At 66.9% G+C, this 22,981-nt stretch carries 21 protein-coding genes; 9 read left to right on the forward strand and 12 right to left on the reverse strand.

The features are described 5' to 3' along the window. Positions 1–239: 239 nt before the first annotated feature. Together BPODLACK_RS20005 and BPODLACK_RS23655 are read right to left on the reverse strand one after the other, a co-directional pair. A complete protein-coding gene (locus BPODLACK_RS20005; RefSeq protein WP_236577730.1) occupies positions 240–1,403 on the reverse strand; it encodes an aldehyde dehydrogenase family protein in 1,164 nt (387 codons plus the stop codon). A gap of 14 nt (positions 1,404–1,417) precedes the next feature. Next, positions 1,418–1,939: a hypothetical protein gene (locus BPODLACK_RS23655; RefSeq protein ID WP_236577731.1), complete on the reverse strand. Its 522-nt coding sequence runs from the start codon at positions 1,937–1,939 to the stop codon at positions 1,418–1,420. A 133-nt stretch (positions 1,940–2,072) separates the two neighbouring features. Between BPODLACK_RS23655 and BPODLACK_RS20010 the strand changes: the two genes are divergently transcribed. Further along, positions 2,073–2,870 carry an SDR family oxidoreductase gene (locus BPODLACK_RS20010; protein WP_024498923.1) on the forward strand — a complete coding sequence of 266 codons (798 nt, stop codon included), beginning with the start codon at positions 2,073–2,075 and terminating at the stop codon, positions 2,868–2,870. A gap of 4 nt (positions 2,871–2,874) precedes the next feature. On the opposite strand, the gene BPODLACK_RS20015 is transcribed toward BPODLACK_RS20010, so the two are convergent. Continuing rightward, complete coding sequence (locus BPODLACK_RS20015; RefSeq protein WP_024498924.1) at positions 2,875–3,834, reverse strand: phosphotriesterase family protein; 960 nt, start codon at positions 3,832–3,834, stop codon at positions 2,875–2,877. 177 nt (positions 3,835–4,011) lie between these two features. On the opposite strand from BPODLACK_RS20015, the gene BPODLACK_RS20020 reads away from it, so the two are divergent. Then, positions 4,012–4,566, forward strand: a complete 555-nt coding sequence (locus BPODLACK_RS20020) for a dihydrofolate reductase family protein (protein ID WP_024498925.1) — start codon at positions 4,012–4,014, stop codon at positions 4,564–4,566. Here the strand turns inward: BPODLACK_RS20020 and BPODLACK_RS20025 are convergent. The 5 genes from BPODLACK_RS20025 to BPODLACK_RS20045 all read right to left on the reverse strand — a co-directional run bounded on the left by BPODLACK_RS20025 (position 4,559) and on the right by BPODLACK_RS20045 (position 11,492). Then, the gene (locus BPODLACK_RS20025; protein WP_024498926.1) at positions 4,559–5,836 is read right to left on the reverse strand and encodes a TY-Chap domain-containing protein; all 1,278 of its coding nucleotides are present in this window, start codon (positions 5,834–5,836) and stop codon (positions 4,559–4,561) included. The two genes, BPODLACK_RS20020 and BPODLACK_RS20025, sit on opposite strands and share 8 nt — an antisense overlap. A gap of 95 nt (positions 5,837–5,931) precedes the next feature. Then, a complete protein-coding gene (locus BPODLACK_RS20030; protein ID WP_024498927.1) occupies positions 5,932–6,756 on the reverse strand; it encodes a hypothetical protein in 825 nt (274 codons plus the stop codon). A gap of 155 nt (positions 6,757–6,911) precedes the next feature. Continuing rightward, the gene (locus BPODLACK_RS20035) at positions 6,912–8,084 is read right to left on the reverse strand and encodes a TY-Chap domain-containing protein (protein WP_024498928.1); all 1,173 of its coding nucleotides are present in this window, start codon (positions 8,082–8,084) and stop codon (positions 6,912–6,914) included. Between the two features lie 291 nt (positions 8,085–8,375). Next, on the reverse strand, positions 8,376–9,761 hold the full coding sequence (locus BPODLACK_RS20040) for a DUF6777 domain-containing protein (RefSeq protein WP_159406052.1): 1,386 nt from the start codon (positions 9,759–9,761) through the stop codon (positions 8,376–8,378). A gap of 225 nt (positions 9,762–9,986) precedes the next feature. Beyond that, positions 9,987–11,492 (reverse strand): flavin-containing monooxygenase, encoded by a 1,506-nt coding sequence (locus BPODLACK_RS20045; RefSeq protein WP_159406053.1) that lies wholly within the window; start codon positions 11,490–11,492, stop codon positions 9,987–9,989. A 130-nt stretch (positions 11,493–11,622) separates the two neighbouring features. Between BPODLACK_RS20045 and BPODLACK_RS20050 the strand changes: the two genes are divergently transcribed. Further along, a complete protein-coding gene (locus BPODLACK_RS20050) occupies positions 11,623–13,860 on the forward strand; it encodes a molybdopterin-containing oxidoreductase family protein (RefSeq protein ID WP_159406054.1) in 2,238 nt (745 codons plus the stop codon). A 167-nt stretch (positions 13,861–14,027) separates the two neighbouring features. Here BPODLACK_RS20050 and BPODLACK_RS20055 read toward each other — a convergent pair whose 3' ends face one another. Both BPODLACK_RS20055 and BPODLACK_RS20060 read right to left on the reverse strand, forming a co-directional pair. Further along, positions 14,028–14,687: a fasciclin domain-containing protein gene (locus BPODLACK_RS20055; RefSeq protein WP_201450634.1), complete on the reverse strand. Its 660-nt coding sequence runs from the start codon at positions 14,685–14,687 to the stop codon at positions 14,028–14,030. Positions 14,688–14,786: 99 nt separating this feature from the next. Then, positions 14,787–15,359, reverse strand: a complete 573-nt coding sequence (locus tag BPODLACK_RS20060; RefSeq protein ID WP_159406055.1) for a mycothiol transferase — start codon at positions 15,357–15,359, stop codon at positions 14,787–14,789. A gap of 159 nt (positions 15,360–15,518) precedes the next feature. On the opposite strand from BPODLACK_RS20060, the gene BPODLACK_RS20065 reads away from it, so the two are divergent. Together BPODLACK_RS20065 and BPODLACK_RS20070 are read left to right on the forward strand one after the other, a co-directional pair. Continuing rightward, positions 15,519–16,139 (forward strand): pyridoxamine 5'-phosphate oxidase family protein, encoded by a 621-nt coding sequence (locus BPODLACK_RS20065; protein ID WP_159406056.1) that lies wholly within the window; start codon positions 15,519–15,521, stop codon positions 16,137–16,139. Next, positions 16,136–16,660 carry a hypothetical protein gene (locus tag BPODLACK_RS20070; RefSeq protein ID WP_159406057.1) on the forward strand — a complete coding sequence of 175 codons (525 nt, stop codon included), beginning with the start codon at positions 16,136–16,138 and terminating at the stop codon, positions 16,658–16,660. Before BPODLACK_RS20065 ends, BPODLACK_RS20070 begins: the two co-directional genes overlap by 4 nt. A 180-nt stretch (positions 16,661–16,840) precedes the next feature. Here the strand turns inward: BPODLACK_RS20070 and BPODLACK_RS20075 are convergent, their stop codons facing one another. Further along, complete coding sequence (locus tag BPODLACK_RS20075; protein ID WP_159406058.1) at positions 16,841–18,454, reverse strand: AMP-binding protein; 1,614 nt, start codon at positions 18,452–18,454, stop codon at positions 16,841–16,843. A gap of 95 nt (positions 18,455–18,549) precedes the next feature. On the opposite strand from BPODLACK_RS20075, the gene BPODLACK_RS20080 reads away from it, so the two are divergent. Both BPODLACK_RS20080 and BPODLACK_RS20085 read left to right on the forward strand, forming a co-directional pair. Then, positions 18,550–19,353: a LuxR C-terminal-related transcriptional regulator gene (locus BPODLACK_RS20080; RefSeq protein ID WP_024498937.1), complete on the forward strand. Its 804-nt coding sequence runs from the start codon at positions 18,550–18,552 to the stop codon at positions 19,351–19,353. 73 nt (positions 19,354–19,426) lie between these two features. Beyond that, positions 19,427–20,308 carry a DUF5995 family protein gene (locus BPODLACK_RS20085; RefSeq protein ID WP_159406059.1) on the forward strand — a complete coding sequence of 294 codons (882 nt, stop codon included), beginning with the start codon at positions 19,427–19,429 and terminating at the stop codon, positions 20,306–20,308. 389 nt (positions 20,309–20,697) lie between these two features. Here the strand turns inward: BPODLACK_RS20085 and BPODLACK_RS20090 are convergent, their stop codons facing one another. Then, on the reverse strand, positions 20,698–20,973 hold the full coding sequence (locus BPODLACK_RS20090) for a DUF7218 family protein (protein WP_006438464.1): 276 nt from the start codon (positions 20,971–20,973) through the stop codon (positions 20,698–20,700). A gap of 268 nt (positions 20,974–21,241) precedes the next feature. On the opposite strand from BPODLACK_RS20090, the gene BPODLACK_RS20095 reads away from it, so the two are divergent. Together BPODLACK_RS20095 and BPODLACK_RS20100 are read left to right on the forward strand one after the other, a co-directional pair. Next, positions 21,242–22,330 carry an S-(hydroxymethyl)mycothiol dehydrogenase gene (locus BPODLACK_RS20095; RefSeq protein ID WP_159406060.1) on the forward strand — a complete coding sequence of 363 codons (1,089 nt, stop codon included), beginning with the start codon at positions 21,242–21,244 and terminating at the stop codon, positions 22,328–22,330. Further along, positions 22,330–22,959 (forward strand): MBL fold metallo-hydrolase, encoded by a 630-nt coding sequence (locus BPODLACK_RS20100; RefSeq protein ID WP_024498940.1) that lies wholly within the window; start codon positions 22,330–22,332, stop codon positions 22,957–22,959. The genes BPODLACK_RS20095 and BPODLACK_RS20100 overlap by 1 nt, the downstream gene beginning before the upstream one ends. The last annotated feature ends 22 nt before the right edge of the window (positions 22,960–22,981 follow it).

Genomic DNA, 22,981 nt, shown 5'->3' on the forward strand with positions numbered 1-22,981 from the left:
CGGTGGTGATCCGGTGTAGTTCTTGCACGAGTTCGGAGGCGCGGGTCGACGGCACGACGTCGGAGTTCGAGATCTCGGTCAAGACGGTCACCCCCCGATGCCGCTGGTGCGAATGTATGTTCGAACTCGACTGTACTCGCTATTGCGTTGTGGTGCAACGAGAATCCGGACGGCTCACCGCCGAAGAACTTGTCGGTGGGTTGGTGTAAAGGGATGGAATCCCGCTACCGGCCTTTACCTCAAGGAAAGAGGATCGACCGGAACACCTGCGGAATGCGCGACCATCCCGGCCGTGCCGCGTAGTGGGTGAGGGCTTCCGACGCAGAATTGTTCGACTTCGAGGTGACATAGACCGGCGACGCCGGGGCGATGGTCGATTCTCCGCCCAACCACGACCGCGGGAAGGGGCGGAAGGAACCGTAGACCACCGATCTCTCCGGGTTGGGAATCAGCAATCCGTTGTGCACCACGCCGATTCCGCTGCCCACGTCGTCCAGGGTGTTTCCCGGGTAGGCGCCCCAGCTGAGCGTCGGCGACAGAAACGCGAACGCCGCCCAGCAGTTCACCCCGATCGCTCCGTAGTGCAGCTCGGCGAGCGACTCCTCGAGACGGGGCCCGAGGTCCTTGCGATCGCGTGGGGCGATGATGACACTGGCGCCGAGCTGGCCGTCGAGCCTGGTGTTCGCGAAATGCACGGCGTCGCGCAGGAATGCGGCTCCGGTACCGGGTAACTCGGTGTGTCCCAACACCAGGGAGAAGAACTCCGTTGTGTACATGGCGTCGGATGTGGAGTCGTCGACCTGGACGAGCAGTCGGCCACCGTGGTGTTCGGCGTGCGGATACTCCTGCTCGGCGAGGCTCATCTTGCGGTCGCTGCCCGGATACCACGGTGCCCGCGGTGGGATCTTGTCGAGGAGTGAACGGATCGCGTCGAGGAACTGCGAACGTTGGGGCCACGACGAGCTCAGGATGAGCGACTGACCTGCGATGCAATTGTGTCCGGCATTGTGGATTCGTTGAGTGACAACATGTTCGGCCTGGTACCTGATGTCTGCATCGGACCACTTGCCGGGAACGACGATCATCGGTGACACGCCACCGAGTTCGCTGGTGATCGGCTTGGTCAACAGCGGGGTTCCCTCGGCTCGACGCCGTTCCCCCTCCTCCCCGGGACCCCACACGATCGCGTCATGCGCGGCACGGCTACCGGTGATGTGCACATGGCTGATGCCTGGATGTGAGGTCAGATACTCGCCGGTCTCGATGTCGCCGTTGACGATTCGCATCACGTTGGCTTCGATGAGCGGCGCGAACGCCTCGAAATAGATCCCGTGTAGATCGCGAAAGGTCGGATTGAGTTTCAGGATCGACGCCCGGTTGTACGCCACGAGTTCGTAGAGCACGTCATAGGGCCCGATCAGCGTGGCGTTTCCGGCCCCGAGGACGAGGCCGACTCCGCCGGAGTCACCCGGGGTGAGGGTGCCGAGACCGGCGCCGGCGCGGACTTCGCCGAAGCCGACCCCGGTGGCATCCAGATCTCGCCGGCCAGACCGTTGAACAGCAGTGCTTCCTGCAGTCCGAGCGGCATTGCCTTGAAGGTCAACCGCCCGCCCGGTGCGCTGCCGGTGCGGATGCCGTCCACCGGGCTCCCTCCGGCAGCGACCACGCGTAGGGTCTTCGCGAGCCTGGTCAGCCCGGCCATGATGATGTACGGACCGGACAGCCACTCCTCGCCACGCACCGATGGGGGAGTGGACTTGATGCGGATCGCGACCTCCGCCCAGCGTCGACTGACCTTGTCGACGGCCGTTCGCGTGCGTAGGAGCAGATCCGCGCGTTCTTCGAGCGGCATCGCCGTCCAGGTGGCGACGCCCTGCGCGAGCTCGTCCAGCATGCCGTCGAGTTCGGCATGCGCCGGCGGAGAAACCCCGGCCGTCATGACGTCCAGTGTCGCACCGCGCGTGGTGGGTGGCCAGACCGACGAGCGAATTCCTCGGCACGGGTCAGCCGCCGGAGACGATGCGTACGTCTGGTAGGTCTTTATCCAGACCCACCGATCGAAGGAGATCTCCATGGACGTCGCAGGCAAGGTTGCCATCGTCACCGGCGGTGGGGGTGGGATCGGTGGTGCGCTCGCGCACGCCCTGGTCGAGGCGGGCGCGAAGGTCGTGGTCACCGACCTCGACGCGGCGTCGGCGGACAGTGTCGCAGATGCACTCGGCGACTCCGCCGTCGCGATCGCCGGTGATGCCTCGAGCGACGACCACATCGATGCGGCCGTCCGCCTGGCCGAGTCCACCTTCGGGCCGGTCGACCTGTATTTCGCGAACGCCGGTATCGGACGTGGTGGCGGCCTGGACACCGACGAGGCGATGTGGGATCTGGCGCTCGACGTCAACCTGCGCAGCCACATCCGGGCGGCGCGTCGTCTCGTGCCGGAGTGGGTCGAGCGGGGCGGCGGATACTTCGTCAGCACGGCGTCGGCTGCCGGACTGCTCACCCAGATCGGCAATGCGCCGTACTCGGTCACCAAGCATGCCGCCGTTGGTTTTGCCGAGTGGCTCAACATCACCCACGGCGACGACGGTGTGCGGGTCAGCTGTCTGTGCCCGATGGGCGTCGACACCAAGCTGCTCCGGCCCGAGGACGACTCGGCCACGCCGGACCAGAAGCTGATGCAGAAGGCCGTCGAGACCGCCGGTGAGGTCCTGACCCCGGGTGCGGTCGCCGCGATCGTGCTGGAAGCCGTTGCCGACGAACGATTCCTGATCCTCCCGCACGCCGAGGTGCTGGACATGTACCGGCAGAAGGGCGCCGACTACGACCGCTGGCTGCGCGGTATGCGCCGCTACCAGCGATCCCTGGCCTGAGGCGCTACTCGAAGTACCGGCGCGGAACGTCGACGAGCATCGTCGTGATGTCGGCGTCGCTGACGCCGCGTTCACGCAGCGCGGGCAGGACGTCATCGCTGATGTGGCGATAGTTCCACTTGGGCAGCGCCTGCTTCTTCGCCTCGTGGTCGAACCAGTCGATGAAGCACGACGCGTCGTGGGCGAGTGCCATGCGGTCGGCGTAGCCGCGCTTGCACAGTTCGGCGACCGTGTTCACGCGGTCCTCGAACGGCAACAGCAGATCGAGACCGAATCGGTCCATGCCCAGGATGGAGCCGGCGTCGGCGATCTTCATCAGGTAGTCGAGGTCGACGCTGTCGCCGGAGTGGCCGATGACCACCTTCGTGAGATCGGCACCCTCCTCGGCCAGCACCCTCTGTGCCACCAGACCCGACTGGGTGTGCGGGTTGGTGTGCACGGTGATGGGTGCACCCGTCTGCGCGCTGGTCTGCCCGACGGCTCGCATCACGCGTTCGACGCCGGGCGTCAGGCCCTGCTCCTCGATGGCGCACTTGAGGAATGCGGCGCGTACGCCGGTGTCGGCGATGCCCTCGGTCAGGTCCTTGGTGAACAGATCCACCAGCGGTTCGGGTACGTCGAAGAGCAGGCCGGGACCGGCGTAGTGGAACTGGAAGGGTATGTCGTTGTAGGTGTAGAGCCCCGTCGCGACGACGATGTTGAGGTCGATCTGCTCGGCGATCCGCTGGATGCGCGGAATGTACCGGCCGAGACCGAGAACCGTGGGATCGAGGATGGTGTCGATCCCGAGTTCCTTCAGTTCGGCAAGGTCGTGAACGGCCTCGGCGACCTTCGCGTCCTCGTCCCAGTCGTCCTGGTAGTTCTGCCGGAATTCCTCGCCGACGATGAAGACGTGTTCGTGCACAAGCACTTTGCCGAGTTCGGCGGAATCGACCGGGCCTGCGGCGGTGTGGACGGTGGCCACGAGAACCTCCTCGCCGGGTCGCCTCGTTGCGCACCCGCTGGGCCGACCCTAACCGACCGACCTCGGGCCTGTACGACGTTTCGACGGCACTCGAGACGTAGAGCGATGAGTTCCGGATGGGCGGCTGGTCTGTCATCGTGACGACAACGCAGTCCCCGCGAGCACAGGAGCATTCCGATGGGAAAGATCCACGTCCACGAATTCATCACCCTCGACGGCAGTTACGAGAACCCCGGTTTCACGATGCCGTACGGGTTCACCGACCGGATGAGCGAGGTGGTGGGCGGTTTCACCGGCGCGTGCGATGGCATCCTGTTGGGCCGCAAGACGTTCGAGATGTTCGGACCCGCCTGGTCGAAACGCACCGTCGACGACGACCCCGGTGCGCCGTTCTTCAACGAGACCACGAAATACGTCGTGTCCGGCACGCTCGACGAGGCGACGGGCTGGCAGAACTCCGAGGTCATCGGGGCGTATGACCCGGAGAAGATTCTGAAGCTCAAGAACGAACACGACCTGTACATCAGCGGCAGCGGCACTCTCGTCCGAGCTCTGCTGCACGACAAGCTGATCGACGAACTCCACCTTCTCGTCTACCCGGTGGTGCTCGGCACCGGCGCACGCCTCTTCGACGGCCTCGCCGACCTACCGCTCACGCTGGTGGAGACGGAATCCTTCGACAACGGCGTGGTGCACCTGTCCTACTCGTCCACCGGCGAAGGCGTCAGGTGAGTTCCATCGCGCTGAGGAGCAGCTGCGCCACCTCGGCGTAGGCGCGGTGCTCCGCCTCGCAGAACGCGATCTCCTCGTCGCCGAGTTCGGCCTTGCGGGCCGAGGCGAGGTTGTCCATCCACTCGCGCATCTCGGCGGCGCAGATGTCGAAGAACTCGTGGACACGTTCGGGATCGCGCCGGCACGCGATGAGCACGGTGGTCGGGGACAGCTTGTTCCCGGGCTTCTGGTTGACGCGCAGCAGCGCCAGCAACGCTCCGGGAAGGCGTTCGCCGCGACACCGGTGTGCGGCTTTCCGGCCGCCCTCCAGACGGGCGATCATCTCCGCGCGGGCCGAGCCGGCGAACTCGTCCCAGCGGCGCAGCGCGGCGTCGAGATTGGCGGGGCTGAACACGGCGACGTCGAGGCGACGTTGCGCGTACACGAGGCCGTTGCGGACGACCACGGCGATCTCCGGCCAGCGCGGCGAGAACTCGGAGACGAGCATCCCGAGGACCGACGGGGCCGGCACCGCCGAACTCAGAATCGTCACGATCTCCAGCGCGCGTGCGTCGCGCGTGGGCCGGAGGAGCGACGTGCCCGACGACCGCAGGAAGATGGCCTTGCGGGGGCTGATCACCACCGGCCGGCCCGCTGCCGCCATCGCCGCCCGGACGAGCTCGACGAGATGGTCCTTGGACTGCGGCACGACCCCGGTCTCGGCCGGTGCGTCGAGCGGATGGGCCAGCGAGGCGAAGCGGATCGTGTCGGCATTGGTGGTCTCCGGGTCGAGCGCGTGCGCACCCAACTCGCGGCCGTGACCGTCGGCTCCGGAGGCGTGGTCGGTGGACTCGGCGTCGGCCGAACCCGACGTCAGTTGATGCCGGGAGTAGGACGGGTCGCCGATGCTGACGAAGGACGGGTGGATGACTCCCCAGACCTCGCGGAGCGCTCGTACCGCCGCCCGGGCGAGGTCACCGAAACGGTGGTCGGCGACCTCGTAACAGAAAGCGCTGCGACCCTCGAGCCGGCACCAGCCCCGGTCGACGATGAAGGTCGCCTGCCGCATCCAGCGGTCCTTGTCGGTCCACGTCAGATCGCCCGCGGAGATGGTGCAGCGCAACCGGTCCTCGTCGGCGACCGCAAACGTCATCCGCCTGCGCCAGCCACCGGCCGCGGCCTCGACCACGGTCAACGACTGACCGGGCGCCAGCTGCGGCACGCGGTCCGCGAGGGTGTCGGTGAAGTCCCGCCATGCCGCCTCGACGACGGCATCGAAATCGGGGGACATTCGCACTCCTCAAGCTGGGGTCCTCGTGAATGACGGCCGCCGGCGAACCCGCGGAACTCGAATATTACGACGCCTTCCTGACACCCGGGTGAGATCTACAGCCGAGAGGAATGCCTCCTCGATTCGTCCCTCGCCGCTTCGGGGCAGTCGGATTCGCGGTAGGCCGAATGCCAGGGGAGTCGACGGTCGAGGTAGTCCGCACAGGTCAGCCGCGAGTGTCGTGGTGTGAGACCGGTCAGCGACTCCCACGTCACCGAGTTGACGATCCGAACGGCGGCCGACCCCATGCGGGTCGGGTGCCACGTGTCGGCGGACTCGAGCGGACCGATCACCCGGGCGACCGCGGTGCGCGGTGGGGTGCGGGCCTGCTCTGCCCGCGAGATGTCGCAGAGGACGCAGGTACTCGCCGACGCGTGGTGGCGGCGTCGTGCCCAGGATTCGGCCCGCATCGGAATCACCGTGAGTTGCACGAGCGTTCCGCGCGGATCGGGTCCCCGGCTCGTGTGGGTCGACGGCGCGACCAGTTGCCGGTGACCGCCCGTACCCGTCCGGTACGACGCCAGGGTCTGTTGCGTGGGCACCTCGATGTAGTCGTCGGTGTCGAAGTCGGGCGTGCCGGTGAACACCTTCCCGCTGATCGCGTTGACCCCGTCCACGCCGATCATCACCAGGAACGGGTGCTGATGCGGCGAGGAGAAGTCGATCCACGTCGCTTCGGACTGCCACATCGGGATCACGGCGTCGGCGTCACCCGTCGGAGAGCCCTGCGCGAGACGCAGCGTGGTGTCGGCGGTGAGTCCGGCCCGTTCGGTCAGATCACCGGCGCGCAGTGTCCGGGGAAAGGTGACATGCAGACGGGCGTCGGATCCCAGCTCGGGGAAGGTGAAGGTCAGCGTGCCGTGATCGGTGGTGAGGGTCATGCAATGCTCCGATGGAATGCCCGGGCGGGGTCGCGCGCAGGAGACCCCCTACCGATATAGCTCACGCACCACCGTCGCGCCCGCGTACGGAACCGAAATCCTCCGGATGGACTACCCGGAATGCGCCAGGTGGGGAAGCGGTGTCGTGCGCGCGGTCACTTGGCCGTCGGGCGACTGTCGGCCGCGTCGTCGGAGAGGACGACGACACGGAGCGCGGCGCGCAGATTGTGGGTCGTCGCACGCCAGGCGTCGGCTTCATGACGGCATGCGTCGGCTTCGGCCGCATCGGAGGCCGCAGTCGCGTCGGCCGCCGAGCGTCGCCAGCTGAGGTACTGCTCCTCACAGGTGTGGATGAACGAGAGGATGTCGGCCTGGTTGTACCGGCAGATCTTCGCGACCTCGCGGGCGCTCAGCGACCGGCCGTCCGGGTCGAGTTCGAGCAGCGTCTGCAACGCATCCGGCAGGCGTTCCTCGGTCTCAGGACGAACCGGCGTCGCGCTCTGCGTGATCTGCTCGATGACGTTGGGCGCGCAGTCCGCGAGGAAGCTGAACCACTCGGCGAGCGCAGAACTCAGGTTGTGAGGGTGGAAGACCGCGCATTCGAGGGTCAGTGTCGCGAACACCTCGTTCTGGAGGAGGTGCACCCGGACCGCAGAACCCATCGTCGGCTGGGCCGCGACGATGTCGGCCGCACGTCTGCGGTCGGTGATGTCACCGGCCAGGCGCGCGAAGAACTCGAGACGGGGCGCGTCCGAACGGGGGCTCAGCCACGACGAGACGGGCTTGGTCGGGAGGGCGATGTCGCCGTCGGCGTCGGTCTGGATCCGGCAGCCGGTCAGGTCTTCGAGCGACCCGACGAGCAGTGCGCGCAGATGATCGTCGTCGAAGGGCTGGACGGCCACCTCGATCTGCGGTTCCGCACGTGCCGCGGGAGTGTGGTCCAGGAATGCCGGGTGCACGACCTCCCAGACCTGACGCAACGTGGCCACCGTCGCATGGGCGAGTTCGTCGACGCGTCGACGACCCACCTCGTAGATGTGGGTGCGGTTGCGCAGCCGACGCCAGCCGAGCGCGTCGAGCATCTCGAGATGTTCGAGGAAGTACTCCTCGGTAGGGTGCAGATCGGTGTCGTCGATCGTGCACCGCAGGCGGTTCGAACCGGTGAGGGTGAAGCGCAGTCTGCCGTGAGGACCTTCGGGGATCAGGGGATCCTGCTGGATGGTGAGTGTCGAACCGGGGGTGAGGTTGGCCAGGCGGTCGCCGACGTGAAGCTGGAATGTGCGCCAGGCGTCATCGATGTTCGAGTCCACGGTGAAGTCGGTTGTCATGTCGACTTCCTTTCTCGTGCGCTGAGATCGAAAGTGCCCAGTGCTGCGGGGTGCAAAACGTGCGTCGGGTTGCGGTCGGTGTCGATGGGGACGAGCAATCCGGATGAGCCGGCTCAGACGATGACCGACCGCGAACCTCTTCGGGACCAGGTTAGGTGACCGGGGAGACATTGTTGGTCGGTTGATCAGACCTGATGCTGGAACCGTACCGCGCTCGGGGTCAACCGGCTGACTCAGCAGGCGGTAATGCCAGGAACGCGGGCATCACAGCAGGTCAGAGCATTTCGACTTTCATGCGGCCGGCGACGAGTAAGGCACCTCCGCCGGCGACTCCGGTGCCTGGCCGGGCTCCTCGGGTGGCGGGACGTACTCGCTGGTGGTCGGTTCGGTGGTCGTCGGTGTCTCGGTATGGGTTTCCGCCGGTGGCGGAGCCTCGTAGGTCGACGCGTCCGCCGGCGGGGCCGACCTCGGGATCTCCGGCGGTACGGCGGTCTGGGATGCGGGGCTCTCGGATTCGGACTTCGGGGACGCGGGATTCTCGGACGAACCGGACGACGGCGCCTCGGACGAACCCGATGCACCGGAACCCGGCTGCTCCGACGAGTCGGAGGCGGGTGCGCCGGCCGGCAGGCCGTTGTCCTTTGCGGCACGCTCTACGACGGCCGGCGCGGCGGCCGGGTTGCCGGCCTCGAGCAGTCCGTTGCGTTCGGCGTCCTCGTCGGTGCCCGCCGCGAAGGGGGTGTTCAGGTCAGCCGGAGTGGGCAACGGTTCGGAAAGAGGTGGCAGTCCCGACAGATCGAGCAGTCCGCCCATCGTCCGAGGCAGGATCTCGCCGGTGAGGAAGTTCAACAGCTGCAGGACCGACCCGCTCGTCCCCGCGACCGGTGTGGGTGCGCCCGGAACGATCGTCGACGTCCGGCTGACCGCGGTGACGTTCTGGTTGTTGTAGGCGATGCGGGTGACCTCGCGGCTCTGGTAGCCGGACCACGGCTGACCTTCGAGCCGGTAGCCGCCGAGGGGTGCCGAGACCGGTGGTGCAAGGGGATTGCCGCTCGAGCACATCGTGCGCGGGACGCCCGCTGCGTCGACGTACACCGACGTGCCGCGCTGCAGGACCGACTGGAACGGTTCGGCCCGCCCCGACGTGTACGTGTGGTTCGTGACCCAGGTGTCGGCGGTCAGGACCACCGGGGTGAGGGTGTTGAGGTAGTGCGGGATGGCGGCGGTGCTGATCCCGAAAACGCTCGTCCAGGCGGCGGCCGTCGCCGGATCGGCCATGAGCCGGTCGCTGAGTGCCGCGGTGTCGCACGCGGAGGTGTCGCCGGTCGCGTACAGACCGGCCTCGGTGCCGTTGACCGCGCGGCCACCCAGGTCGGGGGCACCGACGCTCGCCGAGAGAGCGACGTTTCCCGGCAGGTTCCCCGCACCGGCGACGAGCACCGGGTCGGTGAACGGATCGACGCCGGGATCGTTCGCCGCGGCCAGCGTGAGGCCGGGTACGTAGATGTCACCCTTGCGGGCCTTCACGACGAAGACGATCCCGGCGGCGAGCACGAGGGCCAGGACGACGACGATCGCACCGAGAACGAGTGTGAGGGCCCGCCGGTTCTGGGGCTGGGGAGGGCTCGCACCGAACGGCGTCGAGGGATGGATCGGGAAACCGGGCGGATAAGTCATCGGGGCGAACTCCTCTTGCCGACGCGCCGGCGACAACGGACGCGGTCGTGGCGGGCGGAGGCGCTCGCCGAGTTCGAGTATCAGCGGCGGGCCGGACGCCAGCAAGGCCTGACCAGCGAAGATCGGTCATCTGCGGCCAAATCTCGACCGTTCGGACCACTCGGTGTAACACCGCGATCGACGGACCCGACAAACCGGTCTGGGTCCGGGGGACAGGCGTCCCGCTCAGATCCGCCCGAACACCATCGACTCGTCGATCTTGCTGATGCGGTGGTCGATCGCGTCGCGGTAGTAGTTGTGGCGGACCTTCCAGTGCCCGTGGGTGCCCGACTTCGGCAACGCGTCGGGCGACCGCTCGACGTATCCGGCCTTGAGATCCCACAACGGTTGAGATGCCATCGGCTCCGAACCGAGATGCGGGTAGGCGTGGGTGTAGCCGTTCTCGCGCATGTACTTCACCAGGTTCGCCACCGACCGCGCCGTCATGTCGGCGCGCAGCGTCCACGAGGCGTTCGTGTAACCCACCGACCAGGCGAGATTGGGGACGTCCTCGAGCAGGTGGCTCTTGAAGACGAAGCGGTCGTGTGGCTTCACCTCGTCACCGTCGACGCGCAGGCGCGTGCCGCCGAACCCGAGCAGCTGCAGACCGGTGGCCGTGACGATGATGTCGGCATCGAGATGCCGTCCCGAGGTCAGGCGCACGCCGGTCTCGTCGAAGCGGTCGATGTGGTCGGTGACCATCTCGATCGATCCCTCGGTGATGCCGTTGAACAGGTCGGCGTCGGGAACCAGGCACATGCGTTGGTCCCACGGGTTGTAGGTCGGGTTGAAGTGGATGTCGACCGGATAGTCCTCGGGCAGGTTCGCGGCGACGTTGGCGCGGATGAGTTTCCGGCCGAGCTTCGGGAAGCGGTGGGTGAGATGCACGATCGCCGCGGTCTGCGTCGCATAGCGCAACCGGATCGCCCGGTGGGCGGCGGCGGGCGGAAGCAGTTTCTTGAGGGCCGGTGCGAGGTAGGCCTTCTGCTTCGACGAGAAGATGTACGACGGTGAGCGCTGCAGCATCGTCACGTGGGCGGCCTGGTCGGCGAGGTTCGGGATGAGGCTGACCGCCGTCGCGCCGCTGCCGATGACGACGACGCGTTTGCCGCGGTAGTCGAGATCCGCCGGCCAGTGCTGCGGATGGATGATCTGCCCGGTGAAGTCCTCGGCGCCCGCGAACCGGGGTGTGTAGGGCTGGTCGTAGTCGTAGTAGCCCGTCGCGAAGACCAGGAAGCGGCAGCGGTAGGTCTCGGACCGCTTGTCCTCCCCGTCGCCGACCTCGACGCCCAGCGTCCACGTGTCGGTCGACGAATCCCAGTCGGCGGTCAGCACGTGCTGCGAGAACCGGATCTGATCGGCGATGCCGTACTTGTGCGCGGTGTGCTCGATGTACTTCCGGATGTCGTCACCCTCGGCGAGCGCACCCGGCTTCCGCCACGGCTCGAACGGATAGCTGAGCGAGTAGATGTCGCTGTCGGAGCGGACCCCGGGATAGCGGAACAGATCCCAGGTGCCGCCCACCCGGGCTCGTCGTTCGAGGATCAGATAGTCCGCGTCCGGGTTCTGCTCACGCAGACGATAGGCGCAGTCGATGCCGGACAGTCCGGCCCCGATGATGATGACGTCGCGCACGCGGTTCTCGGTGTCGCTTGCCGATCGGGTGGCTTGGGTTGCGTCGATTTCGGTCACAGGGACCTCCTCCGTGGGATGCCTCGGGTGGTGTCATCATGCAACACTTGTCATCAGATGTGAACGGAATCACACCGACTGTCACGACGATAGGCCTCCGGCCGACGACCCGGGGCCGGGGGGACGGCACATGACGCAGGACAAGCCCACCTACTGCCGGATCTGTGAGCCGCTCTGCGGGATGATCGCCACCGTCGACGGTGATCGGCTGGTCTCGCTGCGGCCCGACAAGGACCACCCGCTGTCGAAGGGGTTCGCCTGTCCCAAGGGCATCGCTTTCGCCGAGATCGTCAACGACCCGGATCGTCTGCGTCATCCGCTGCGTCGACGCCCCGACGGCGACTTCGAACAGATCTCCTGGGACACCGCCCTGGCCGAGATCTCCGACCGTCTCCGCGAGGTCCAGCGCGCACGGGGCAGCGACGCCGTCGGCTGGTACTTCGGCAATCCCGCGACGTTCTCCACCGGGCACGTCCTGTGGGCCGCGGTCTTCATGAACCTGCTCGGGACACCGCATGTGTACTCGGCGGGATCGCAGGACGTGAACAACCGCTTCGTGGCGAGTCACTTTCTGTACGGCAACCCCGTCGCCGCTCCCATCCCGGACATCAACCGGGTCGACTACCTGATGATCATCGGCGCCAATCCCGTTGTGTCGCACGGCTCGGTGATGAGTTCGCCACGCATCCGCGAGGGGCTCAACGCGATCACCGGGAGGGGCGGCACCGTTCTCGTCGTCGACCCGCGGCACACCGAGACCGCCCGCGAATTCGATTGGCTGCCCATCACCCCCGACACCGATGCACTGTTCCTGCTGTCGCTGCTGCAGGTGATGTTCGACGAGGGATCGGTCGACGAGGATCGGTTGCGGCGCCGGGCGCGCGGGGTCGACGACTTGAAGGCGATGGTGGCCGGCTATGCGCCCGAGGTGACCGCGGCCCGCACCGACATCCCGCCGGAGAAGGTCCGGGAGATCGCCCGGGCCCTGGTCTCGACCGAACGCGCCGCCGTCTACGGACGCGTCGGGACGTCCCTGGGTCGGACGGGCACGCTGACGACCGCACTGCTCGACATGGTCAACCTCGTGGCCGGCAACCTCGACGTGGTCGGAGGGTCGATGTTCGGCGACCTCGGTGTCCCCGGACAGCGACTGGGTGTGGCTGCACTCCAGCGGATTTCGAGCTTCGCCTGGGCGGGGCGGCGCAGCCGCGTCGGGAACCTGCCCCAGGTGTTGGGCACCGCGCCGGCGTCGTTGATGGCCAAGGAGATCACCACGCCGGGAAAGGGACAGTTGCGTGCGCTGTTCGTCAGCGCGGGCAACCCGGTGCTCTCGGTACCCAACGGCGACGAACTGCGCGCTGCGCTCGACGACCTCGATCTCCTTGTGTCGCTGGACATCTACCGCAACGAGACCAACGCCCACGCCGACTACATCCTGCCGGCCACCACGATGTACGAACGCGAGGATTTCCTGCTCCCGTTCCAGGCGCTGTTCACGACGCCGTTCAAGCAGGCGACCGAGGCGGTGATCCCGCCTCAGGGCGAGGCGCGTGAGGAGTGGACGGTGATCAACGAGCTGATCGGAGCGCTGTCGAGGCGGAATCCGCTGCTCGGTGCGTTCCACCTCGTCAACGTCGTCACGCGACGTCTCGGACGGCCGGTGACCCCGCGCGTGGTGTCCGATCTGGTGATCCGGATGGGCCTGGGAGGTGATCGATTCGGTCTACGACGTGACGGGGTGACCTATTGCAAGCTCGTCGAGAGGTTCCCGCACGGGATCGTCGTGGCCGACGGTCTCGCTCCCGGGCAGCTGAGAAAGACGGTGACGTTCGCGGATCGGCGAATTCGGCTGGCGGCGCCGGAGTTGATGGACGAGGTCGAGCGGCTGACCGTCGACCCGGACGAGCAGTATCCGTTGCGGCTCATCGGTATGCGGGAGATCCGCTCGGAGAACAGTTGGCAGCACAATGCGCCGATGCTCCTGCGCGGAGGCCGGTCGCACGCGGCCCGGATGCATCCCGACGATGCGAACCCACGCGGTCTCGGCGAGGGTGACCTGGTGACCGTCGCGTCACGTCACGGCCGGATCTCGTTGCCGGTGACGATCACCGAGGACATCAAGCCCGGTGTGGTCGCGATCCCACATGGCTGGGGACACAACGGTTCCGGCGGTTGGACCCGTGCGAACGCGGCTGCCGAGAACGACCTCGGTGCCGGCGGGGTGAACGTCAACGCCCTGATCTCCTCGGACCCCGCCGATCTCGAACGTCTGGCGGGGATGGCCAACATGACCGGGGTGCCCATCCAGGTGTCCGCGCTCGTGGCCGGACGGAGCGATGTCGACGTATCCGCAGGCACGGCTGGGTAGTAGAGGCAGACATGCCGATTCCCTGAACGAGCGCTCTTGCTCATTCAGGGAATCGGCATGTCATCATCCGGTCGGCTTCCGTCCCGATGCATCGGGACGTCATCCCGCTCGCGAAGTCCCGACTCTTCCGCGCTCGGGGCGTGCGATGGATGGACCGGCGGATCTGGTTACGCCGCAGGCGGGGTCAGGACCGCGTCGATCAGGTACACCTGGGCGTTCGAGGTGGTGACGCCACCGCAGGCGATGCCGGCGTCGTTGACCTTCAGGTTGTCGCCTTCACCGGTCACGGTGACCTTCTGGCCTTCGAGGGTGGTGTGTTCACCGAGGGCCTTGTCCGGGGTCGCCTGACCCTCGACCACGTGGTAGGTCAAGATCTTGGTCAGCATGTCCTTGTCGGTCTTGAGCTTCTCGACGGTCTCCGGCGGCAGCTTGGCGAAGGCGTCGTCGGTCGGGGCGAAGACGGTGTACTCACCGTTGTTCAGCGTCTCGACCAGGTTCACGTCGGGGTTGAGCTTGCCGGACAGAGCGGCTGTGAGGGTGGTGAGCTCGGGGTTGTTCGACGCGGCGGTGGCGACCGGGACAGTGGCCATACCGGCGATCGACGCGGGGCCGGAGGGGTTGGCCTCGGCGTAGGCGGCGCAGCCGGGGCCGACGAGGTTCGCGGCCGGATCGGCGGCGGCGCTCTCGCTCATCGAGGTCATTCCGGTTGCTGCGCTGGTGGTTTCGCTCGACGAGTCGTTGTCGTCACTCGAACAGCCGGCGATCAGGCTGACGGCGAGGACCAGTCCGGTCACCGCTCCAGCTACACGGGGAACACGCTTGATCATCGTTGATCCAATCTCTTCGAGAAGTTTCGGCTGCTCCTCTGGCAGCCTCACAAGCGCATTCGACACCGTGTCATAACCGGATGGGTCGATTCGGATCGGTCAGTTCTGCATCCACTCGGCGTCGGCCCAGTCCTGGCCCTCGGAGATGGCTCCCATGGTGGTCTGTCCGTCCAGTGCCTCACGAATGATGTCGGCGTGTCCGCAGTGGTGGGAGGTCTCGCGGAGCAGATGCAGGATCATGGTGCGGATCGTGGACCACTCGCGCTCGGGCGCCCAGGGTGCGGTGGGCTGCGGGATGAGTTCGTCGAGGCTCTCGGCGTCGGCGATCACGCGGTCGAGTCGAGCGGCGTTGCGGTCGTAGGCCTCCAGCCATCCGGCGAGGGTCTCGCCCTCGATCAACTCGTATTCGGTTGCTGCGCGGCTCATGTCGAATTCGGCGTTCTCGTCCCGCTCGGTGATGACCTTGGCGGCGTTCTCCTCCCCGTTGGCGAGGTGCTTGATCAGAGCACCGATGGTCAGCGTGCTCACAGTGGTCTGCCTGCGGGCCTGCTCGTCGGTCAGGTTGCGGGCGGCGATCTTGAGCAGGTTGCGCTGGTCCTGCAGGAGGGTGAGGAGTTCGCGCTTCTCTCCGGTGACATCGACGCTGAGTTCTGCGGTGGTGTAGGTGCCCATGGTGCTCTCCGGTTCGTCGTGGGTGGCTCGTTCGTGCTGGTGAGAACCACGTTATGACCCATCGAGGACAACTTCGGTCCTCATTCCCACGCCTTCTGCGGCGGAGTCGGATGGCTATTTCGGTTGAGCGGATGGGGCCCGTACCCGACGATGAGCGCCATGACATCTCCGCTCGGCGCACTCACCCGCAAACCCGATCGCGCGACTGATCGTGCCGCCCTCGACGAACTCCTCGACGAGGCGAAGGTCGGGACGCTCAGCACCGTCGTCGACGGTCTGCCGTGGTCGGTGCCGATGCTGTTCGCCCGCGACGGCAATGCCATCCTGCTTCACGGATCGACCGGGGCGGGAGCCCTGCGTCATGTCGCGGCGGGAGCGCCCGTGACGTTCACGGTCTTCGTGATGGACGGCCTCGTCATCGTCGACACCCTCTTCGATCACTCCGCCAACTACCGTTCGGCGGTGGTGAGGGGCACGCTCGAACTGGTCGACGACGCGAGGTCGGCGCTGGAGGTGTTGTCCGACAAGCTCATTCCGGGTCGCGTTGCCGAGGTGCGAGAGATCACGAGGAAAGAACTCGCGGCCACCGTGGCTCTGCGACTACCGATCGTCGACGGCCAGTGGATCGCCAAGGCCCGCGCCGGCGGACCGGGCATCGAGTCGTCGGACTGGACCGGCGTCGTACCGATGAGAACGGTCTACGACGAACCGATCACGTATTCGGGTGCGACGCCGCCGGATTCGGTGCTGGCTCTGACGGGACGGCCGACCGGGCCATGAGTGGGTTCCCATTCGACGTCATCGCGAGGTGGACCCGACGCTGGAACACCCACGAGTGGGACGGTCCGTCCCCGGTTCCACGATCGTTGTCGAGCGCCGTCGCGGCGGTGGAGCGCGATCTGGGTTGCTGGGTCGACAAGAAGCCGTTACCCGACTTCAGCGGGTACGAATGGGACATTCTCGTCGTCGGCGAGTTCGGGTTGATACACGTCCAGCTACGTCGCCGGGATGAGTCGGGCTGGGGCGGGTACCTGAGGACCGAGAATCCCCTCGACCGGGATCTCCCCACCGCGCAGGCCACTGCTTTCCTGGCCGACGAACTGCAGGGCGATCTCACGGGGAACGTGTGGATCGATTGGCCTTCAGCAGGGTGGGACATCCTCCGCGCCACCGTCGTCGACGGCACCGCGGTCTGGGTGAGAACCCGCGATCCCCACCATCCGCTCGCACGGATCGGACACCTGTGCACCGATCGTCGTACTTCGTGGGGCCCGGCCGACGGGTCACCCGGGGGTGAATGACCCGTCGGCCGTGACGGTTCGCGACGGTGCGAACCGAACTCGAGGTGACCGGACCGGCCGGATTGCGGCAGCCGGCCACGGCACCTCGATTGTTACGCGGCCCAGCGAAAGGGGGGCACCCGCTGGGTCGCGCGTCATGGCCGCGTCGTCGTCTTCGATCGCCGACGAACGCGGTCGGCTCTATCCCTTGCGCAGCAGGAACCGCTGGATCTTGCCGCTGGGGGTCTTGGGGAGGGCGTCGACGAAGTGCACGGTGCGCGGGTACGCGTGGGCGGCGAACTCGCTCTTCACCAGCTGCTGCAGCTCCTTCTCGAGGGCTTCGGTGCCCTCGACGCCGGGGGCGAGCACGACGAACGCCTCGATGACCTCGCCGCGCAGTTCGTCGGGGCGTCCGACCACCGCGACGTCGATCACCGACGGGTGCGTGATGAGCACGCTCTCCACGTCGAACGGGCCGATGCGGTAACCGGCCATGATGATCACATCGTCGTCGCGCGCGCTGAAGAAGTAGCGGCCCTCGTCGTCGGCGCGTCCGGTGTCGCCGGTCAGGTACCAGCGGCGGTCCTCGGTGAACCGTGCGGCGGTCTTCTCTGGGGCGTCGAGGTATCCGCTGAACCACATGAGTGGGCTGGCGGGGACGTCAATGGCGATCTGGCCGTCGACGATGCCGGCCGCGAAGCCGGGCATCGGCTTGCCCATGGAACCGGGGACGAGCGCCTCGTGGACGTCGTCGTGCCAGTGGTTGTTGATGAACATGCCGTGCTCGGTCTGGCCGTAGTGGTCACGGACCTCGGTGCCGAGGGCTTGCTGGGCCCAGCCTATGACGTCGGGGGTCAGCGGTTCGCCGGCCGACGACGCGCGCCGCAGGGAGAAGCCGGTGATCCGCGGGTCCTTGCTCAGGGTGCGGTAGACGGTCGGTGCCGCGGCGAAGTTGGTGACGCCGAGGCCGCTGAGGATCTGCGCGGTGAGTTCCGGGCTGAAGCCGGCGTGGAGCAGCAGGTTGCGGTGTCCGGTGGCCAGCGGGCCGAGGATGCCGTAGTAGAGGCCATACGCCCAGCCCGGGTCGGCGGCATTCCAGAAGACGTCGTCGTCGCGGACGTCGAGGCCGAAGTGCATGTAGGCGACGAAGGAGGCGAGCGCCTTGACCGGGACCGGGACACCCTTCGGGGCGCCGGTGGTGCCGCTGGTGAACAGCAGGATCAGCGTGCCCTCGCCGCCGACGGCCACCGACTGGGCGATCGGCTCGTTCGAGGAGACCAGTTCCTCGAACTGCAGTGTTGAATTCGGCCCGCTCGCTTCGCTCCCGGCGCCGGGCCCGGCGACGATCGTCTGGATGCCCTCGATGCCGTCGAGCTTCGACGCCTGACTCGGCTCGGTGATCACGACCTTCGCCTTGCCGGACGTCAGGCGCATCTCGATCGCGGGAGTGGCGAACGCGGTGAACAGCGGGATGTAGACGGCACCCAGGCGGGCGATGGCCAGCAGCGAGACGACGAGCTCCTCGCGCTTGCCCATGAGGACACCGACGGTGTCGCCGCGACCGACACCCAGCTCGGCGAGTGCCGACGCGAACCGCTTGGACCGCTCGGCGAGGTCGCCGTAGGTCACGTCCGTGGTGACCGGCACCGGTGCGGAATCGGCGTCGGCGGAGGCCTCGACCTCGATCACGGTGAACGCCACCGCGTCGGGATCATGACCGTCGACGAGGAGTGCCGCCGCGTTCGCGTCGGGCGCCCCGTAGATTGCCAACCAGCGGTCGACCATGTCGGTGGGGGTCGTCGTGGCCTGTGTCATCGTGAACCTCGCTCTTGACTGAGTAAGCTGGGTCACAGTGTGACCGCCGTCCGTAGTCCCTGCCACCCTCCGAAGAGGGGGATAGAAGAGGTGAGATGCCCGAGCCGCTGAGCGGGATCGTCACCGACGCGTTGCGACGGGTGCGCAAAGCCAGTGGGGTGCCCCTGGCCTTCGCCGGCGTCGTCAACAATTCGACGAGTCTGCGTCTGCAGCATTTCGCCGGCAAGCATGTCGGTGCGCTGAGTGGGCTGTCGGTCGATGTCGGGCACGGATTGGGCGGCAAGGTGGTGGCGCTGAACCGCCCGATGGTGGTCGAGGACTACGTGCGGACCCCGCACATCACCCACCGCTACAACACCCTCATCGAACGCGAGGGCCTGCGCGCGATGATGGCCGCACCGATCATCGTCGATCGCACGCCGGTCGCGGTCATCTACGGCGCGCTGCACACCCCCGATCCGATCGGTGGGCGCATGCTCGACGTCCTGGCCGCGGAGGCCCGCGCCGTCGAACAGGAGATCGTGGTCTCCCGGACCCGGCTGGAGCAGGGTGCACAGAACGAGGACGAGCTGCGCGACCGCATGACCGCCGCGTACGCACGCCTGCGATCGCTGGCCGACACCGTCGACGACGCCCGCCTCTCCGAACAGCTCACCGCCATCACCGAGGTCCTGCTCGCCGAGGCCGCCGCCGACTCATCCGCGGTCGAGCTCACCGGACGCGAACAGGACGTGCTGTCGCTCGCGGCCCTCGGCTACTCGAATGCCCGCATCGCCGAGGCGCTCGGCCTGACCGTGCACACCGTGAAGAGCTATATGAAGGACGCGATGCGAAAGCTCGGCGCGTCGTCGAGGCTCGAAGCCGTGGTCGTCGCGCGACAGGCAGGCCTGCTGCCCTGACCGCCCGCGATCGGTGGAGCTCGTGGGGTGTGACGCGCATGTCTGCCACCGGATCGGGGTATCCCCTGGCTTCATGCGACTGTTTTCGGCGATCCTGCTGAGCCTCGGACTGACCTCGACCCTTCTCGTGGCGGCACCTGCCGACGCTGCGCCGACGACGGTCTGCGGATCGACGCTCACCGCTGCCGACCGTGCCCGCATCGTCGAGCTGAGCTCGTACGACGCCGGGTCGCGGGAGCTCCCGCTGGTCCAGCTTCGACGAAACGTCGAGCGGCTCTACGGAATCGTCGACATCCTCACCGAGAACGACGACCGTCGCGGATTGTTCGCGCTCGGACTGGCGTCGGTCGAACGCGACGCGGTGATGCCGTTGCAGAACCGGCCGCAGGTCTTCCAGACCCCGGGCTGGGCACCGGTGATCAGCCTCGAACTCCTCAACCGCTTCCTCGACGCGGTGCGCGAGGAGTTCAGCGGGCGTCCGGTCCCTGCACAGTGGCGGCATTACTTCGACATGGCCGCCGACTGCCGCGTCCCGGGTCAACGAGTCGCGATGGCCGGCTACAACGCACACATCACCGTCGACCTGGCCTATGCGACCGCCGACTCCCGGGCGACGACGACCAACGCCCGTGACTTCTTCTTCATCGTCGACTCCATTGCTGCGCACGGTAATTCGATCGTGACGTCGACGAACCGCGAGTATGGGGTCGACCTCGGGCCGGTCCTTCGCTTCTACGTGCTGGGGGAGGGGCTCGACCGGGTCGCCGGTGCCGGCCGCGCAACCGGTCCGATGCTGCGTGCAGCGGATGTCGGCTACAACGTGCTGACCTTCCGCAACGGGCTCGCGCTGCAGGACCGGAACATGGTCGCCGGGGCTCGCGGGGACGTCCGCGGACTGTGGAACACCGGCGAGACCGCGCTGACCGCCTTCCAGGACGCCGGGCTCATCCGCTGACCGATTCCGCTCGTTGAGCGATCGTGTCGTTTCTGTTCGTTGAGCCGGTAGCGAGTGCCAGCGAGCCTTCGCGTCGTTTCTGTTCGTTGAGCCGGTAGCGAGCCACCGTGTCGTTTCTGCTCGTTGAGCCGGTAGCGAGCGCCAGCGAGCCACCGCGTCGAAACGAGTATCACGCAAGTGTTCGCGGCCCCGGAATAGATCCGGGACGGTCGCAGTTGAAGAGCTCGACGGTGACGGATTCATGCCCCGGGCCTCACCCCATCTGCCGCTTCGAGCGGCCACTCGCCGAGAGGCGCACTGACCGGCATCGTCCATCAACACGCCGAAGCCGCCGACCCTTCTGGGCCGGCGGCTTCGGTGCTGTTCGGGCTGCTCCTCGAGCTGCGGTCTCAGTGGTTGCGCAGTTTCTCGACCAGCTCGTCCTTCTTCAGATCGGAATACCCGCTGATGTCGAGCTCCTTCGCGCGCTTCTTGAGTTCGTCGACGGTCCAGTCCTCATAGGAGCCGGATTTGCCGCCGCTGTGGCCCACGTCCGACCGGGAACTGTTGGCCGCGGCATTGGCGATCCGCGCGGACTTCTCCTTCGAGTTTCCCTCGTCGCGCAGCTTCTCGTAGAGCTCGTCGTCCTTGACCGATGGTCCCGGGTCACGCTTCTTCTCAGCCATCGTCTGCCTCCTCGTGGTCGACACGAATGGTTCTCCCATGTGGCGTGCCCGACGACGGATACAACCAAACCTGGCGGCCCGATCCGTTTTCGTCGAGCGGTCCCGTCGTTGAACACTGCTGGTGGACGATGTTGACCATTAGTGGACGGTCGATACGCGTACCGATAAGGTTGTGGCGATGTGTCCGGTAGGGCGAATCACGTCGTCGCGACCGGGAGCACAGCCGAGCACGAAACGCTGACAACGCAGTTGCGGAAGGAACCAACGCATGTCTCAGACAGTCAAGGGAGTCATCTCGCGCAGCAAGAAGGCGCCGACCGAGGTCGTCGACATCGTGATCCCGGACCCGGGTGCGCGCGATGTCGTCGTGTCGATCAAGGCCTGCGGCGTCTGCCACACCGACCTCGCGTACCGCGAGGGCGGCATCAACGACGAGTACCCCTTCCTGCTGGGTCACGAAGCCGCCGGTGTCGTCGAGTCGGTCGGCTCGGATGTCACCCACGTCGAGGTCGGCGACTTCGTCGTCCTGAACTGGCGTGCGGTCTGCGGTCAGTGTCGCGCGTGTAAGCGCGGCCGTCCGTGGTACTGCTTCGACACCTTCAACGCCAGCGTCCCGATGACACTGACCGACGGCACCGAGCTGACCCCTGCGCTGGGCATCGGCGCCTTCGCCGAGAAGACCCTCATCCACGAATTGCAGTGCACCAAGGTCAATCCCGACACCGACCCGGCCGTCGCCGGTCTCCTCGGCTGTGGTGTCATGGCCGGCATCGGTGCCGCCATGAACACCGGCAACGTGGGCCGCGGCGACTCGGTCGCCGTCATCGGTTGCGGCGGTGTCGGTGACGCCGCGATCGCCGGCGCCAAGCTGGCCGGTGCGACGACGATCATCGCGATCGACCGCGATCCGTCGAAGCTCGAGTGGGCCAAGGACCTCGGCGCGACCCACACCATCGACGGCCGCAAGGTCGACGACGTGGTCACCGCGGTCCAGGACCTCACCGACGGCAACGGCGCCGACGTCGTCATCGACGCGGTCGGCCGCCCGGAGACCTACAAGCAGGCCTTCTACGCGCGCGATCTCGCCGGCGTCGTCGTCCTGGTCGGTGTGCCGACGCCGGAGATGACCCTGGAGATGCCGCTGGTCGACTTCTTCTCGCGCGGTGGCGCACTGAAGTCGTCGTGGTACGGCGACTGCCTGCCCGAGCGCGACTTCCCGATGCTCATCGACCTCTACGAGCAGGGACGTCTGCCGCTCGACAAGTTCGTCACCGAGCGCATCGGCATCGACGACGTCGAGGCCGCGTTCTCGGCGATGGAGGCCGGCAAGGTCCTGCGCTCGGTGGTGGAACTCTGATGGCCGGGCTGCGTATCGACAAAGTCGTCACCTCGGGCACCTTCAGCCTCGACGGCGGCACGTGGGATGTCGACAACAACGTGTGGCTCGTCGGCAACGACGACGAGGTCATCATCATCGACGCCGCGCACTCGGCGGCCCCGATCCTCGAAGGTGTCGGCGACCGCACGGTGAAGGCGATCGTGCTGACCCACGGTCACAACGATCACGTCACCGTCGCGCCGGAGCTGTCGGAGGCCACGGGTGCGCCGATCCTCCTGCACCCCGGAGACGACATGCTCTGGAACGACACCCACCCCGGGGTGTCGCATCAGGATCTCGAGGACGGCCAGAAGATCAGCATCGCCGGTACCGAGCTGACGATCATCAACACACCCGGCCACTCGCCGGGCTCGTCGGTGATCCACCTGCCCGAGGCGGGCGTGCTCTTCTCCGGTGACACCCTGTTCCAGGGCGGACCGGGAGCGACCGGACGCTCGTACTCGAGCTTCCCGACGATCATCGCCTCGATCACGGAGAAGATCTTCACCCTCGACCCCGAGACCAAGGTCTACACCGGTCACGGCGACGGCACGACGATCGCCGCCGAGGCACCCCATCTCGAGGAATGGATCAAGCGCGGCAGCTGAGCCGCGAGGAATCGACCGGAGA

Source organism: Gordonia sp. YY1 (assembly GCF_009872315.1).
GTDB lineage: Bacteria > Actinomycetota > Actinomycetes > Mycobacteriales > Mycobacteriaceae > Gordonia > Gordonia amicalis.

What these genes read in the sequence shown, in the direction of transcription:
- BPODLACK_RS23655 (WP_236577731.1), bottom strand. Translation starts at nt 1,939, where the DNA reads ATGACGGCCGGGGTTTCTCCGCCGGCGCATGCCGAACTCGACGGCATG.
- BPODLACK_RS20010 (WP_024498923.1), top strand. Translation starts at nt 2,073, where the DNA reads ATGGACGTCGCAGGCAAGGTTGCCATCGTCACCGGCGGTGGGGGTGGG.
- BPODLACK_RS20020 (WP_024498925.1), top strand. Translation starts at nt 4,012, where the DNA reads ATGGGAAAGATCCACGTCCACGAATTCATCACCCTCGACGGCAGTTAC.
- BPODLACK_RS20025 (WP_024498926.1), bottom strand. Translation starts at nt 5,836, where the DNA reads ATGTCCCCCGATTTCGATGCCGTCGTCGAGGCGGCATGGCGGGACTTC.
- BPODLACK_RS20030 (WP_024498927.1), bottom strand. Translation starts at nt 6,756, where the DNA reads ATGACCCTCACCACCGATCACGGCACGCTGACCTTCACCTTCCCCGAG.
- BPODLACK_RS20035 (WP_024498928.1), bottom strand. Translation starts at nt 8,084, where the DNA reads ATGACAACCGACTTCACCGTGGACTCGAACATCGATGACGCCTGGCGC.
- BPODLACK_RS20040 (WP_159406052.1), bottom strand. Translation starts at nt 9,761, where the DNA reads ATGACTTATCCGCCCGGTTTCCCGATCCATCCCTCGACGCCGTTCGGT.
- BPODLACK_RS20050 (WP_159406054.1), top strand. Translation starts at nt 11,623, where the DNA reads ATGACGCAGGACAAGCCCACCTACTGCCGGATCTGTGAGCCGCTCTGC.
- BPODLACK_RS20055 (WP_201450634.1), bottom strand. Translation starts at nt 14,687, where the DNA reads ATGATCAAGCGTGTTCCCCGTGTAGCTGGAGCGGTGACCGGACTGGTC.
- BPODLACK_RS20060 (WP_159406055.1), bottom strand. Translation starts at nt 15,359, where the DNA reads ATGGGCACCTACACCACCGCAGAACTCAGCGTCGATGTCACCGGAGAG.
- BPODLACK_RS20065 (WP_159406056.1), top strand. Translation starts at nt 15,519, where the DNA reads ATGACATCTCCGCTCGGCGCACTCACCCGCAAACCCGATCGCGCGACT.
- BPODLACK_RS20070 (WP_159406057.1), top strand. Translation starts at nt 16,136, where the DNA reads ATGAGTGGGTTCCCATTCGACGTCATCGCGAGGTGGACCCGACGCTGG.
- BPODLACK_RS20075 (WP_159406058.1), bottom strand. Translation starts at nt 18,454, where the DNA reads ATGACACAGGCCACGACGACCCCCACCGACATGGTCGACCGCTGGTTG.
- BPODLACK_RS20080 (WP_024498937.1), top strand. Translation starts at nt 18,550, where the DNA reads ATGCCCGAGCCGCTGAGCGGGATCGTCACCGACGCGTTGCGACGGGTG.
- BPODLACK_RS20085 (WP_159406059.1), top strand. Translation starts at nt 19,427, where the DNA reads ATGCGACTGTTTTCGGCGATCCTGCTGAGCCTCGGACTGACCTCGACC.
- BPODLACK_RS20090 (WP_006438464.1), bottom strand. Translation starts at nt 20,973, where the DNA reads ATGGCTGAGAAGAAGCGTGACCCGGGACCATCGGTCAAGGACGACGAG.
- BPODLACK_RS20095 (WP_159406060.1), top strand. Translation starts at nt 21,242, where the DNA reads ATGTCTCAGACAGTCAAGGGAGTCATCTCGCGCAGCAAGAAGGCGCCG.
- BPODLACK_RS20100 (WP_024498940.1), top strand. Translation starts at nt 22,330, where the DNA reads ATGGCCGGGCTGCGTATCGACAAAGTCGTCACCTCGGGCACCTTCAGC.